This window comes from Variovorax sp. OK212 (assembly GCF_900112425.1).
Taxonomy (GTDB): domain Bacteria; phylum Pseudomonadota; class Gammaproteobacteria; order Burkholderiales; family Burkholderiaceae_C; genus Variovorax.
On sequence record NZ_FOLP01000010.1, the window covers coordinates 130,247 to 143,697 of the forward strand.

General features: G+C 70.7%; 11 protein-coding genes. 5 read left to right on the forward strand and 6 right to left on the reverse strand.

What is annotated here, in order from left to right; all coding sequences use genetic code 11:
• Positions 1–44: 44 nt before the first annotated feature.
• Entirely contained in the window at positions 45–554 is a 510-nt protein-coding gene (locus BM004_RS25730; RefSeq protein ID WP_093217871.1) for a MarR family winged helix-turn-helix transcriptional regulator, read from the forward strand.
• 58 nt (positions 555–612) lie between these two features.
• Here BM004_RS25730 and BM004_RS25735 read toward each other — a convergent pair whose 3' ends face one another.
• On the reverse strand, positions 613–1,395 hold the full coding sequence (locus BM004_RS25735) for an SDR family NAD(P)-dependent oxidoreductase (RefSeq protein ID WP_093217872.1): 783 nt from the start codon (positions 1,393–1,395) through the stop codon (positions 613–615).
• A gap of 103 nt (positions 1,396–1,498) precedes the next feature.
• On the opposite strand from BM004_RS25735, the gene BM004_RS25740 reads away from it, so the two are divergent.
• From BM004_RS25740 to BM004_RS25755, 4 genes are all read left to right on the forward strand, one after another.
• Positions 1,499–4,285, forward strand: a complete 2,787-nt coding sequence (locus BM004_RS25740; RefSeq protein ID WP_093217874.1) for a winged helix-turn-helix domain-containing protein — start codon at positions 1,499–1,501, stop codon at positions 4,283–4,285.
• Between the two features lie 232 nt (positions 4,286–4,517).
• Positions 4,518–5,348, forward strand: a complete 831-nt coding sequence (locus BM004_RS25745) for an AP2 domain-containing protein (protein WP_256220050.1) — start codon at positions 4,518–4,520, stop codon at positions 5,346–5,348.
• 185 nt (positions 5,349–5,533) lie between these two features.
• The gene (locus BM004_RS25750; RefSeq protein WP_256220051.1) at positions 5,534–6,397 is read left to right on the forward strand and encodes an AP2 domain-containing protein; all 864 of its coding nucleotides are present in this window, start codon (positions 5,534–5,536) and stop codon (positions 6,395–6,397) included.
• Positions 6,398–6,501: 104 nt separating this feature from the next.
• Positions 6,502–6,879, forward strand: a complete 378-nt coding sequence (locus tag BM004_RS25755) for a hypothetical protein (protein ID WP_093130460.1) — start codon at positions 6,502–6,504, stop codon at positions 6,877–6,879.
• Positions 6,880–6,910: 31 nt separating this feature from the next.
• Here the strand turns inward: BM004_RS25755 and BM004_RS25760 are convergent, their stop codons facing one another.
• The 5 genes from BM004_RS25760 to BM004_RS25780 all read right to left on the reverse strand — a co-directional run bounded on the left by BM004_RS25760 (position 6,911) and on the right by BM004_RS25780 (position 13,315).
• Complete coding sequence (locus BM004_RS25760; protein WP_093217875.1) at positions 6,911–8,059, reverse strand: acyl-CoA dehydrogenase family protein; 1,149 nt, start codon at positions 8,057–8,059, stop codon at positions 6,911–6,913.
• Positions 8,060–8,113: 54 nt separating this feature from the next.
• Positions 8,114–9,673, reverse strand: coding sequence for a long-chain-fatty-acid--CoA ligase (locus BM004_RS25765; protein WP_093217877.1), 1,560 nt, complete (start codon positions 9,671–9,673; stop codon positions 8,114–8,116).
• A gap of 72 nt (positions 9,674–9,745) precedes the next feature.
• Positions 9,746–10,858, reverse strand: coding sequence for a CaiB/BaiF CoA transferase family protein (locus BM004_RS25770; protein WP_093217963.1), 1,113 nt, complete (start codon positions 10,856–10,858; stop codon positions 9,746–9,748).
• A gap of 122 nt (positions 10,859–10,980) precedes the next feature.
• Positions 10,981–12,108, reverse strand: coding sequence for an acyl-CoA dehydrogenase family protein (locus tag BM004_RS25775; RefSeq protein ID WP_093217879.1), 1,128 nt, complete (start codon positions 12,106–12,108; stop codon positions 10,981–10,983).
• Between the two features lie 10 nt (positions 12,109–12,118).
• Entirely contained in the window at positions 12,119–13,315 is a 1,197-nt protein-coding gene (locus BM004_RS25780) for an acyl-CoA dehydrogenase family protein (RefSeq protein WP_093217881.1), read from the reverse strand.
• Positions 13,316–13,451: the final 136 nt, after the last annotated feature.

A 13,451-nucleotide genomic window follows, 5' to 3' on the forward strand; every position in this document is an offset into this window, starting at 1 on the left:
AGTTGACGACGCGGGGCCGCGCAAGCCTTTCAGAAAGAAAAACCATGGTTACCGCTAGTGAAAACACTGACAGCACGCGAATGGCGCTCGCCAATCGGGTGTTCTTTCGCCTGTATCAATGTGCAAACATGTTGCATAAAACGGGCAGCCGAGCCGTCGAAGCCGAGGGCCTGACGACGCAGCAATGGGCCGTGCTCGGCGCGCTGTCTCGCGACGAGGCCGAGGGCGGGATGAGCATGGGCGACCTGGCGCGCTACCTGAAGGTCAGCCGCCAGAACCTGTCGGGCCTGGTCAGCCGCATGGAGCGCGACGGGCATGTGAAGACGGCGCCCGACAGCCGCGACCGCAGGTCAAGGCTGGTCACGATGACCGAGTCGGGACAACACGTGTGGGTGGTCGAGGCGCAGCCGAAGATCTACGCCTACTACGACCAGGTGCTCGAGGGGTTTTCGGTGAACGACGTCACCCACACCCTGCACTACCTGCTGAAGATCCTCGAGAACATGCAGCGGGTGGACAACGCGCAGGGGGGCGCGGAAGAAACGGCGGAGTGAAGCCTTGAAGTGAAGGCGCTGCGCGGCGCCATCGAAACGATCGATGCGCTCAGCGCATTCAGCGCGGCGCCATCCGGATGGCGCCGTCCAGCCGCACGCTCTCGCCGTTGAAGTAGCCGTTGGTGATCATCAGTTCCGCCAGCGTCGCGTACTCGGCCGGGTTGCCCAGCCGCTTGGGAAACGGCACCGACGCCGCCAGCGCGGCCTTCACGTTGTCGGGCGCGCCCTGCAGCAGCGGCGTGTCGAAGATGCCCGGCAGGATGGTGTTCACGCGGATGCCCTCGCCCATGAGGTCGCGCGCAATGGGCAGCGTCATGCCGACGATGCCGGCCTTCGACGCGGTGTAGGCCGCCTGGCCCATCTGCCCGTCCTGCGCGGCCACCGAGGCGGTGTTGACGATGGCGCCGCGCTCGCCGTCCTGCAGCACGTCCAGCGTGAGCATGCCGGCGGCCGACTTGGCGATGCAGCGAAAGGTGCCCACCAGGTTGATCTGGATGATGCGGTCGAAGTTGGCAAGCGGAAAGTGCTTGATCTCGCCCGTGGCCTTGTCGCGGCTGGCGGTCTTCACCGCGTTGCCGGTGCCGGCGCAGTTGACCAGCACGCGCTCCTGCCCGTGCGCGGCGCGGGCCTTGGCGAACGCGGCGTCGACCTGCTCCTCGGAGGTCACGTCGACCTTGCAGAACACGCCGCCCAGCTCCCTGGCCAGCGCCTCGCCCTGCTCGGCATTCAGGTCGAACAGCGCGACCTTCACGCCGTGCGTGGCAAGGCGGCGCGCGGTGGCGGCACCGAGGCCCGAAGCGCCGCCCGTGACGACGGCGGCCATGCTGGAATCGAGTTGCATCTGGGGGTGTCCTTGAGGTGTCTGGACGGGTTTGTCCGCGGCCAGTTTAGGAAGCAGAATCGCTCGCACGCATCGTCGGAAACGACGGGATTCTCTCCACCGCATGCAGCAGCACCCCACACCCCGGATCCTCGAAACCAAGCTCAGCCCGCCGGCCTTCGTCGCCACGCAGGTGCCGCGCGCGGCCCTCGGCGAAGGCGCCGCGGCGGCGGCCGTGAAACTGGTGCTGGTGCGCGCGCCGGCCGGCTTCGGCAAGACCACCGCCATGGCGCAGATGCGCGAGCGCATGGAGGCGCAGGGCATCGCCACCGCATGGCTCACGCTGGACCGCGCGGACAACGACGTGTCGCGCTTCCTGCATTGCCTGGCCGAGGCGGTGCAGCGCCTGGGCGTGGAAGCGCCGCGCTTTCACGGCATGCACGGCATGCACAGCACCCAGGGCAGCCACGGCCCCTTCGACGCCGTGGCCGCGCTCGCCGCGCACGACTCGCCCTTCACGCTGTTCCTCGACGACTTCGAGGTGGTGCAGGAACCGGCCGTGCTGGGCCTGGTGCGCGAGATCGTCGAGCACCTGCCGCGCCGCGGGCAGATCGTGATCGGCTCGCGCAGCCTGCCCGACCTGGGCCTGGGCCGGCTGCGCGCGCGCGGGCAGCTGATGGAGATCGACACCGACCGCCTGCGCTTCAGCCTGGAGGAGACCACCGCCTTCTTCGCGTTGCGCCTGGCCCATGCGGCACCGCAACAAGCCACGCACGCCACCGGCGCATTGCCGCCCGACATGCTCTCGCAGCTGCACCGCAAGACCGAAGGCTGGGTGGCCGCGCTGTGGCTCGCGTCGATGGCGCTGGAGCGCCACGGCACCGAGACCGGCTTCGTCGAGCGCTTCTCGGGCTCCGACCGCGCCGTGGCCGACTACCTGGCCGAAGACGTGCTCGCGCACCAGCCCAAGGAGATCCGCGACTTCCTGCTGCGCACCAGCATCCTGCGCCAGCTCGACGCGTCGGTGTGCCAGGCGCTGTGCCCGCGCGTGGACTGCGCGGCCATCCTCGAAAGGCTGGCGGCGTCGAACCTGTTCGTCACGCGCATGGGGGGCGAAGGCGGTGCGGGAGGCGACGGCGACGGCGATGCGTGGCGCTACCACAGCCTGTTCGCCGACTTCCTGCGCGCGCAGCTCGTGCGCGAGATGCCCGGCGAGCTCGAGCGCCTGCACCTCGCGGCCTCGGGCTGGTACGAGTCGCACGAGCGCCCGGTGCCGGCCATCGACCACGCCATCGAGGGCGGCGACCATCCGCATGCGCTGACGCTGCTCGACAGCTATGCAGCGCAGTTTCTCGAGCAGGGCCGCATGCGCATGCTGGCGCGCTGGTTCTCGGCCATTCCGGAACACCAGCTGCGCGAGCACCCGTTCCTGCAGCCGATCTCGCTGTGGGCCACCTGCTTCACGCACGGCCCGTGGGACGCGATGCGCCAGCTCGACAAGTCGGGCTGCCTCGACAGCCCCATTGCCGAGGTGCGCGCGAGCGCCCACACGCTGGTGCCGCTGCTGCTGGCCATGCAGGACCGCCACGACGAGGCCTACGAAGCCGGCCGCCAGAGCCTCGCGCGCCTGCCCACCGGCCTGGCCTTCGCCGACAGCGTGCTGCTCAACGCGATGGCCCACATCCTGGCCGTGCGCGGCGATCCGCACGAGGCGCGCCGCCTGCTCGAGGTGGCGCGGCGCGAGCAGGGCAACAGCAGCTTCAACCGCATGTACACCGAGTCGCTGGCCGGCCTGTTCGACCTGCACGAAGGCCGGCTGCGGCAGGCCACCGCGCGGCTGCGCATGGCCGTCGACTCGACCTACGCCACCCACTCGGCACATGCCGCGTCGTACAACCACAGCCACGGCAACGCCTGGGCCGGCCTGCTCTACGCGGGCGCGGTGTACGAGACCAACCAGCTGGTGCAGGCCGAGCACCTGCTCAACGTGTACCTGCCGCTGGCGCGCGACGTGGGCCTGCCCGACCACATGATCCTGAGCCACGTGATGCGCTCGCGCCTCGCGTTCCATGCGGGGGATATCGATGCGGCGTTCCAGGCCCTGACCGAGCTCGAGTACCTCGGCCACCACCGGCAGTTGCCGCGCGTGGTGGCCGGCGCCAAGCTGGAGCGCTCGCGCATGCTGCTGCTGCAGGGCAACGGCCCCGCGTCGCACGACGAACTGCTGCGCGCCGACGAGCCCGCGCTGTGGGACCGCGAACGGCGCCAGCGCCTGCCCGCGCACGACCTCGACTACCTCGCGCTCGCCAGGGCGCGCTGGGACATCGCTTTCGGCGACGCGCGCGCGGCACTGGCCGTGCTCGACGCGGAACTGCACGCCGCGCTGGCCTGCGCCCGCAACCGCCGCGCGCTCACGCTGCGGGTGCTGCGCGCGCTGGCGCTGCAGCGCGCGGGCGACCTGCCGGCCGCGCTCGACCAGATCGGCGTGGTGCTGCAGGCCGCGAGCCAGGAAGGCTTCATGCGGCTGATCCTCGACGAAGGGCCTGCCGTGGGCGCGCTGGTGCATCGCTATGCGGCGGTGCAGCAGGAAAGCCATGCGCACGGCGGCCAGCAGGCCGGCGACCCGATCCTGGCGGACTACCTGCAGCGGCTGCTGCAGGCCGCCGGGCCGGCACCGGTCGGCGAGGCCGAGGCACCGAGCGGCGACGCGATGAAGGAGCCGCTCACGCGCAAGGAAATCCGCGTGCTGCAGCTGCTGGCCGAGGGCTACTCGAACAACGCGATGGCCGAGAAGCTGTTCGTGTCGGACAGCACGGTGCGCACGCACCTGCGCAACATCAACATGAAGCTCGATGCGAAGAGCCGGACGCAGGCCGTGGCCATCGCGCGCAAGCTCGGCGTCATTCGTTAATACCAAAGACAACAAAAATCTTCGGGAACGCCTTTTCATGCGGCGTTGTACTTACCTGTCATCACAACGACTACGGATTTCGGTGATATCCCCCACCCCCGGCAGTCCCTAGCATTTCCCTCGAGATCAGAGCCTTCCAACTGCCGCGATAGCCCAAAGGCGCGTGGCACCCGGAGGAAAGTCGCGCCCAGCGAAGCCACTCAACAGAGAGCGCCATCGAGCTGAAGCCACCATGCCCAAAGGAATTCCCAACCCCGCCGCCATGTACGGCATCTACCTGCGTGCCTGGGGGTACGAGGTGTCGATCGTGCGCAACGGCACCCGTTACTACAAGCAGTTCGGCCGCGCCAGCTACGGCAGCGACGAGCAGGCGCTGCTGCAGGCGCAGGACTGGCGCGACGAGACCGTGCGCAACGTGCCGCCGGTGCCGCGCCGCGCGCGGGCCGAGAAGCTGCGCGTGAACAACACCACCGGCGTGTCGGGCGTCTTCGCTCAGATCGATTCGGAAGGCAAGGTGCGCGCCTGGGTGGCCAAGACCTACCTGGGCCAGGACGAGATCCTGCGCACCGACTTTCCCGTGAACGCGGTGGGCGACGCCGCGCAGGCGCTGGCCATCGAGGAACGCGCGCGCCAGCTCGAGCGCATGGCGGGGCTGGCCAGGCTGCACCCGGCCGAGGAAATGATCCGCACGGCGCCGGTGCCGCCGCCGACCATCGCCGAGCTGCGCTCGCCCAAGCGCTCGAAGTCGGAGATCAAGCGCAGCACCAACTCCAGCGGGGTGAGCGGCGTGCATTTCAAGTCGCCCAATGTCGGCCACCCGGGCTACTGGCTGGCCATCACGTACACGGCCGGCAAGGGCAGCGTGAGCAAGGCCTTCTCCATCAAGGAACACGGCCCCGACGGCGCCAAGCGCCTGGCCATCGAGGAGCGCGAGCGCCAGCTCGAACAGAAACTGATGCACGTCAGCAACACCGCCGACACCGGCCACGCGCTCACCATTCCCTACCGCAAGGAGCCGCGCCCCCACGGCATGGCGGTTGCCGGGGCGAGGCAGGCGCAGTGAGGCAGGCGCGCGGCGACGGCGACAGTGCCGCCGCTGCGAAACCGTCACGCGTCTTGGGTCAGGTGGGTCAGGTCTTGGGTCAGAATGGCTGCGAGAAACGGGCGCCAACGAGCCTCGGGCGACTTGGGGAGTCCATCGAAACCAGCGGCAAGGCCGCTGGGAAGCAAAGCAGCAGCACGTCGAGCATGCCCAAAGGTGTTCCCAATTCCGCCGCCCTGTACGGCATTTGTGCCAGGCCCTGGGGTTTCGAGGTTTCGTTGATCCGCAACGGCGTGCGCTATTACAGGCAGTTCGGCCGCGCCAGCTACGGCGGCGAAGAGCAGGCGCTGCTGCAGGCCCAGGACTGGCGCGACCACATCGTGCGCAGCGTGCCGCCGGTGCCGCGCCGCGCGCGGGCCGAAAAAATGCGCGCCAACAACAGCACCGGCGTGCCGGGCGTGTTCCACCGGCTCGCGCCGGGCGGCCGGGTGCGCGGCTGGCTGGCCAAGACCTACATCGCGCAGGACGAGATCCTTCGCGCCGACTTTCCGGTCGCGGGCCTGGGCGACGCGGCGCAGATGCTGGCCATCCGCGAGCGCACCCAGCAGCTCGACCGCATGACGGGGCTGGTGCACCTGCACCCGGCCGAGGAGGCAATCCGCATGGGGCTGTCGGCGCATGCGGGCGGCCCGCGCGCGGCCAAGCGCTCCAAGTCCGAGATCACGCGGCGCAACAACACCAGCGGCGTGAGCGGCGTGCACTTCAAGACGCCGAACCCGAACCATCCGGGCTACTGGCTCGCCATCACCTACAGCACGGCCAAGGGCAGCGTGAGCAAGGCCTTCTCGGTCAAGGCGCACGGCAGCGACATGGCCAGGAACCTGGCCATTGCCGAGCGGCAGCGCCAGCTGGCCGAGAAGCTGCGCGCCGATGAAGCCGCATCGGCGCAGGCGGCGGCTGCGTCGCCACTCGAACCCGCCAAGCCCCGCAAGGGCCGTGAACCAGCCGAGTCCCGCGCGCCAGGGACGCCCAGGGCCCGCGCCACCTCCGGCCCCAAGCGTCCCCACTGACCCTGCGTGCCTTGCCCCTGCTCCGGCCTCGCCGACGCGCGGGGCCCGGCGGCCCCCGCATGCCCGAACCCATCTCCCAGCCCCGCCCCGAAGGCGGTGACTCCATGACCCACAAATCACTCCACCAACTGCTGCGCGTCGCGTCGCACCTGCTCGACCAGGCCGCGGCCGACATCCGCGCGGCCGACCTCGCGCCGGTGCCCGACAACATCCAGCGCATCGGACGCGCGCTGATCGAAGTGATCGAGGTGCAGCGGCAGATCTACACGGCGCAGCCCGAGCTGCAGCCCAAGTCGCTGGCCGCGTCGCCGCGCGAGCTCGAGGCCAACCGGCTCTTCACGCAGTTCACGCTCGAAGCGCTGGAGCTCGAGGACGCGGGCGACCCCGAGGCCGCGCGCGAGAAGTACACCGAGTTCATCGGCCTGTCGCCGTCGTACCCGCACCGGGAGATTGCGCGGGCGGAGATTCGCCGGCTGTCCTGAGGGCGGCCCTTTTCGGCGGCGCTGCTCGCCTTCACATCGCCCGCGAGATCACCTCTTTCATGATCTCGTTGGTGCCGCCGTAGATGCGCTGCACGCGCGCATCCGCGTACATGCGCGCCACCATGTACTCGCTCATGAAGCCGTAGCCGCCGAAGAGCTGCAGGCATTCGTCGAGCACGCGGCCCTGCGTCTCCGAGCCCCAGAGCTTGGCCATGGAGGCGGTGGCGGTGTCGAGCGTGCCGGCCACCAGGTCTTCGACGCAGCGGTCGATGAAGGCGCGGCCCACCTTGATCTGCGTGGCGATCTCGGCCAGCTTGAACTTGGTGTTCTGGAACTCGGCAATCGGCTTGCCGAAGGCCTTGCGGTCGCGCACGTAGCCGAGCGTGGCCTGGTAAGCGCCTTCCATGGTGGCCAGCGCGCTCAGGCCGATGATGGTGCGCTCGTACGGCAGGTCGCTCATGAGCTGGAAGAAGCCCTGCCCTTCCACGCCGCCCAACAGCGCATCGGCGCCCACGCGCACGTCGTCGAAGAAGAGCTCCGAGGTGTCCTGCGCCTTCATGCCGATCTTGTCGAGCACGCGGCCCACGCGAAAGCCCTGGCAGCCCTCGGTCTCCACGATGAGGATCGACGTGCCCTTGGCGCCCTGCCCCGGGTCGGTCTTGCACACCACCAGCACCACGCCCGCAAGAAAACCGTTGGTGATGAAGGTCTTCGAGCCGTTGACCACGTAGCCGCCGTCCGCCTTCTCGGCGCGCGTGCGCACGCCCTGCAGGTCGGAGCCCGTGCCGGGCTCGGTCATGGCGATGGCGCCCACCATCTCGCCGCGCGCCAGCAGCGGCAGGTAGCGGCGCTTCTGTTCGTCGGTGCCGTGGTTCAGGAAGTAGTGCGCCACGATGGAATGCACCGAGGTGCTCATGCCGTTGAGCCCGCGCCGCGCGGCCTCCTCGTAGAACACGGCCTCGTGGCGGAAGTCGCCGCCGCCGCCGCCGAACTCCTCGGGAATGTCGGCGCACAGCAGCCCGAGCGAGCCGGCCTTGCGCCAGATCTCGTGGCCCACGTGGCCGCGCTTGCGCGCCGCCTCGTCGCCGGGAAGCATCTCGGTCTCGATGAAGCGCACCACGTTGTCGCGGTACAGCTCCAGGTCTTCGTCGCTCCATGAGCGGCGGAAGTCGATGGACATGGGGTCTCCTTGGTGGTCTCGTTCGTTTCGCTTGTCTTTGTTGCGCGTCCGGTCTCAGCCCACGCGGCGCGAGCGGCCGGCCCAGTAGGGGTCGCGCAGCTGGAACTTCTGCAGCTTGCCCGCCGCCGACAGCGGCAGCGCGTCGCGGAACTCCACGCTGCGCGGGCACTTGTAGCCGGCGATGTGCCCGCGGCAATGCGCGATGACATCCGCCGCCTCCAGCGCCATGCCCTCGCGCCGCACGATCACCGCATGCACGCGCTCGCCCCACTTCTCGTCGGGCACGCCGATGACGGCGGACATCAGCACCTGCGGCAGCTGCGCGATGGCGTTCTCGACCTCGGCCGAATACACGTTCTCGCCGCCGCTCACGATCATGTCCTTCATGCGGTCGACCACGTACACGAAACCTTCTTCGTCCATGTAGCCGCCGTCGCCGGTGTGCATCCAGCCGCCGCGCAGCGCGGCCTCGGTTTCCTGCGGCTTGTTCCAGTAGCCCTTCATCACCATCGGCCCGCGCGCGACGATCTCGCCGACCTGCCCGTGCGGCAGCTCGTGGTCGTCGCCGTCGACGATGCGCAGCTCGGCGATCGAGATGGGCGTGCCGGCCGAGCGCAGCAGGCGCTCGCGCTCCGGCCCCGGCCGGTGGCAATGCGGCGCCAGCGCGGTGACCACCGGCGACAGCTCGGTCATGCCGTAGACCTGCGCGAACGCGGTGCCAGGAAAGGCGCGCATGGCCTGGTCGAGCAGCGCGGCGTCGATGGGCGCCGCGCCGTACGACAGCAGGCGCAGGCTCGACAGGTCGAACTCCGCGAAGCGCGGGTGCTCGATCACGCGCTTGATCATGGTCGGCACCAGGAACATCTCGGTGATGCGCGCCGACTGCAGCGTCTGCAGCACGGCCAGCTCGTCGAACATCGGCACCACGTGCACCGGCACCAGCCGCAGCAGGCTCTGCAGCGCGACGCCGCAGCCGGCCACGTGGAACATGGGCGCCGCGACGATGGCGGCGGCGTCGTGCGTGTCGCGCGGCAACGCAGCCACCGTGCCCAGCGCGTTGATGCACAGGCTGCCGTGCGTGAGCATCACGCCCTTGGGCTGGCCGGTGGTGCCGCCGGTGTACATGATGGCGGCGAGCTCGTCGCCGCCGTGCGGCGCGTCGTCGACCGGCGCGGCCTCGGCCAGCAGCGCCTCGTAGCCCAGCATGCCTTCGGGCACGGCGGCGTCGCCGCAATAGACCACCGTGCGCAGCGAGCGGGACAGCCCGCGCAGCGCGGGCACCATCGGCGCGAACAGGTCGTCCACCAGCAGGATGCGGGTGTCGCAGTCGTCCAGCGAGTACGCCACCTCCTTCGGGTTCCAGCGGATGTTCACGGGGTTGATCACGCCGCCGCCCCACCAGGTGCCGAAGAAGTATTCGACGAAGCGGTGCGAGTTGAGGCTCAGCATGCCGACCCGGTCGCCGCGGCCCATGCCCAGGCGCTGCAGCACGCCGCCCAGGCGCGCGACGCGGTCGGTGAACTCGGCGTGGTCGAGCCGCCTGGCGCCGCACACCACGGCGGTGGCGCCGGCCTTTTCGCGGCGGCCCTTGTGCAGGGGCTGGGTGAGGAACATGGGTGAGGTCTCCGTGGTCGTCGTTGTCGTCGTTGTCTTGGCAGGGGTCGATCGGGTCGGCGGATCACCGGATCACGGCGTGCACAGCGGCGCGATGGCCTCGGCCGCCACGCCCCAGCGGCGCAGCACCGTCGGGCCGTCGTCGCGCGCCGTGGCGGGCGGCACCACCGGCGCGGTGCGGCTGAAGCGCGGCGCGGGCGCGGGCTGCACCACGCCGCCCACGTCGGCGAAGGTGCCGCGCGCCACGTTGTGCGGGTGCCGCGGTGCCTCGTCCCAGTCGAGCACGGGCGCGAAGCAGGCGTCGCTGCCTTCGAGCAGCACGCACCACTCGTCGCGCGTGCGGGTGCGGAACACGTCGGCCATGCGCAGCTTGAGCAGCGGCCAGCGGTCGGCGTCCATCTGCGCGTCGAAGGCGGTGTCGTCGGCGATGCCGCAGCGCTCGCGCATGAGCGCGTAGAACTGCGGCTCGATCGCGCCTACGGCCACGTACTTGCCGTCGGCACAGGCGTAGGTGTCGTAGAAGTGCGCGCCGCCGTCGAGCATGTTCTCGCCGCGCTGGTTGCTCCACTGGCCGGCCGACTTGAAGCCGTACATCATGGCCGACAGCAGCGCCGCGCCGTCGGTCATGGCGGCGTCCACCACCTGCCCCTGGCCCGACTGCCTGGCCTCGTGCAGCGCCGCGAGGATGCCGAAGGCCAGCAGCATCGCGCCGCCGCCGAAGTCGCCCACGTAGTTCAGCGGCGGCACCGGCGGCTCGCCCGCGCGGCCGATGGCGTGCAGCGCGCCGCTGATGGCGATGTAGTTGATGTCGTGGCCCGCCGCATGCGCCAGCGGCCCGTGCTGGCCCCAGCCCGTCATGCGGCCGTAGACCAGCTTCGGGTTTCGCGCGTGGCAGGGCGCGGGGCCCAGGCCCAGGCGCTCCATCACGCCGGGGCGAAAGCCCTCGATCAGCACGTCGGCCCGCGCGATGGCGTCGAGCACCGGCTGCGCCGCGCCCGGCGCGCGCAGGTCGACCTGCAGCGTGCTGCGCCCGCGCGCCAGGATGTCGTGCGCGTCCGCCCGGGTGCCGGGGCGCGCGATGCGGACCACCTCGGCGCCCATGTCGGCGAACAGCATCGCGCAGAACGGCCCCGGGCCGATGCCCGCCATCTCGATGACCCGCAACCCCTGCAACGGACCTGCCATGCCTGTCTCCTTCGGCGCCGCGGCGCGCGCCTGTCGTGTGGCGGCATCTTGGCGCGCGGACGGCCGGGGTGCATCGTCGAAAGCGACGAATGCACGCGCGCCGGTGCCCGCGCGGGGCCGGCTCAGCCCGCGCGAAGCCGCGCCACGCGGCGCAGGTGCCACGACGGCGGGCCGAACTGGCCCTCGATGAGCGTGGCGCGGCGCACGTAGTGGCCCACCGCCAGCTCCTCGGTCATGCCCATGCCGCCGTGCAGCTGCACCGCGCCCTGCCCCACGGCCCGGCAGGCCTTCGCGGCCGCCACCTTGGCGGACGAGACGGCGCGCGCGCGTTCGGCGGGCGGCGCGGTGCCGATGGCCTCGCCCACGCTGGCGGTGAGCGCGGCGGCCAGTTCCAGCGCCATGTGCATGTCGGCCAGCCGGTGCTGCAGCACCTGGAAGCTGGAGATCGGCACGCCGAACTGCTTGCGCTGGCGCACGTGGTCGAGCGTGTCGCGCATCAGGCGGCGCATGACGCCGACCGACTCGGCGCACACGGCCAGCGTGGCCTCGTCGAGCGCCTGCTCGATCTGCGGCAGCGCGCCGCCCTCCTCGCCGAGCAGGGCACTGGCGGGCAGGCGGACCTTGTCGAAGGCGATGTCGGCGGCACGGCCGCCGTCGCGCGTGGGGTAGGCGCGCAGGCGCACGCCGGGCGTGTCGGCGGGCACGACCAGCAGCGAAAGCCCGGCGGCGCTGCGTGCGCTGACGAGGAAATGGCTGGCCCATGGCGCGGCATGCACCACCGCCTTTCGGCCGGCCAGGAGAAAGCCGTCACCTTCGCGCGCGAGCTCGGACTTCACGTCGGCGCGGTCGTGCCGGCTTTGCGGCTCGCCGTGCGCGAAGGCCAGCACGGCCTCGCCCGCGACGACCCGCGCCAGCAGCGCATCGGCCTGCGCGCCGGGGTGGCGCTGCAGCAGGCCCGCGCCGATCACCATGGTCGACAGGTAGGGCTCGGCCGCGAGCGCGCCGCCCAGCGTTTCCATCAGGGCCAGGTGCGCAGGCATGCCGCCGCCGAGGCCGCCCTGGGCTTCGGGCAGCGCCGCGCCCAGCAGGTCGAGTTCGCGCGCCAGCCCTTGCCAGAACGGCGGCGGCGCGTCGCCGGCATGGCGCAGCGCATGCAGCCGCTGCTCGAAGCCGTGCCGGTCGTCGAGGTAGCGCGCAAGGCTGTCGCGCAGCATCGAGAGGGTGTCGTCCTGTTCGGTGAGAGTGGGCATGGGTGGCACCTCAGTTCGCCAGCAGGTGCGCCGCAACGATGTTGCGCTGCACCTCGTTGGAGCCCGCGTAGATCGACGCGGCACGGTCGTTGAGGTAGGCCGACATCGAGAACACGGCCTCTTCGGAAATGGGCAGCTCGCCCTGCAGCCCGTCGTCCAGGGGCAGGTCGACGGCGGCATGGTGCGCGGCGATTTCCACACCGAGCTCGGTCAGCCGCTGGCGCAGTTCGGAGCCCAGCACCTTGCCCATGGAGGGCCGGATGCCCGGCGGCTCGCCGCGTGCCTGCGCGCGCAGCGACTGCAGCTCGGTGGCCTCGAGCGCGTCGATGGCGCATTCGGCGTCGGCGAGGCGCAGGGCCATGTCGTCGGCCTCGTGGGCATCGGACGATGCTGCGGCAAAGGCCGCGTCGGCCGCCGACTGCAGCCGGCGCAGGCGTGCGCGCAGCATCGGCGCCCAGGCTCCGCCGCGCTCGTGCTGCAGCAGGTACTTGGCGATGGTCCAGCCCTGGTTCTCCTCGCCGATGAGCCCGTCGGCGGGCACGCGCACGTCGTCGAAGAACACCTGGTTGAGCTCGTGGTCGCCCGAGATGCTGATGATCGGACGGATCGTGATGCCCGGCGCCGGCAGGTCGAAGCAAAGAAAGCTGATGCCCTGCTGCGGCTTGCCGCCCGAGGCGGTGCGCACCAGGCAGAACATCCTGTTGGCGTACTGCGCGTGAGTGGTCCAGATCTTGGTGCCGTTGAGCACGTAGTGGTCACCGTCGCGCACCGCCTTGCACTGCAGCGACGCCAGGTCGGAGCCCGACTGCGGCTCCGAGTAGCCCTGGCACCAGTAGTCCTCGCCCGAGCGGATGCCGGGCAGCCAGGCGCGCTTCTGCGCCTCGGTGCCGAAGGCGATGATCACCGGCGCGACCATGCCGGGCCCCATGGGCGCGCGCTGCGGCGCGTCGGCCGCAGCCAGTTCGGCCGCGAAGAGGTAGTGCTGCATCGGCGTCCAGCCGGTGCCCCCGTGCGCGACCGGCCACTGCGGCACGCTCCAGCCGCGCCCGGCAAGGATGCGGTGCCAGCCGTTGCCCTCGGCGTAGTCGCTGAAGATGCCCGAGCAGCGCCGCCCCGCGGTGCGCAGTTGGGGCGTCAGCTCACGCGCCAGGAAGTCTCGAACCTCGTCTTGGAAAGCGGTCTCCGCCGCCGTGAGTGCCCAGGCCATGGTGTTGTCTCGCTTCGGGAATACCGCGCGAGTGTGACGCCGGCCGGGCTGGCCGGCATCGTCGGATCGGACGAAAGGGTCGCCGGAGCGACAGCGCCCTGGCGCCAGCCCTCAGCCCTCAACCGTCAGACCTCGG

Bases quoted from the DNA above. Each gene is read 5' to 3' on its own strand.
- BM004_RS25735 (WP_093217872.1), bottom strand. From the start codon at position 1,395: ATGCAACTCGATTCCAGCATGGCCGCCGTCGTCACGGGCGGCGCTTCG.
- BM004_RS25770 (WP_093217963.1), bottom strand. From the start codon at position 10,858: ATGGCAGGTCCGTTGCAGGGGTTGCGGGTCATCGAGATGGCGGGCATC.
- BM004_RS25740 (WP_093217874.1), top strand. From the start codon at position 1,499: ATGCAGCAGCACCCCACACCCCGGATCCTCGAAACCAAGCTCAGCCCG.
- BM004_RS25755 (WP_093130460.1), top strand. From the start codon at position 6,502: ATGACCCACAAATCACTCCACCAACTGCTGCGCGTCGCGTCGCACCTG.
- BM004_RS25780 (WP_093217881.1), bottom strand. From the start codon at position 13,315: ATGGCCTGGGCACTCACGGCGGCGGAGACCGCTTTCCAAGACGAGGTT.
- BM004_RS25745 (WP_256220050.1), top strand. From the start codon at position 4,518: ATGCCCAAAGGAATTCCCAACCCCGCCGCCATGTACGGCATCTACCTG.
- BM004_RS25760 (WP_093217875.1), bottom strand. From the start codon at position 8,059: ATGTCCATCGACTTCCGCCGCTCATGGAGCGACGAAGACCTGGAGCTG.
- BM004_RS25775 (WP_093217879.1), bottom strand. From the start codon at position 12,108: ATGCCCACTCTCACCGAACAGGACGACACCCTCTCGATGCTGCGCGAC.
- BM004_RS25750 (WP_256220051.1), top strand. From the start codon at position 5,534: ATGCCCAAAGGTGTTCCCAATTCCGCCGCCCTGTACGGCATTTGTGCC.
- BM004_RS25765 (WP_093217877.1), bottom strand. From the start codon at position 9,673: ATGTTCCTCACCCAGCCCCTGCACAAGGGCCGCCGCGAAAAGGCCGGC.
- BM004_RS25730 (WP_093217871.1), top strand. From the start codon at position 45: ATGGTTACCGCTAGTGAAAACACTGACAGCACGCGAATGGCGCTCGCC.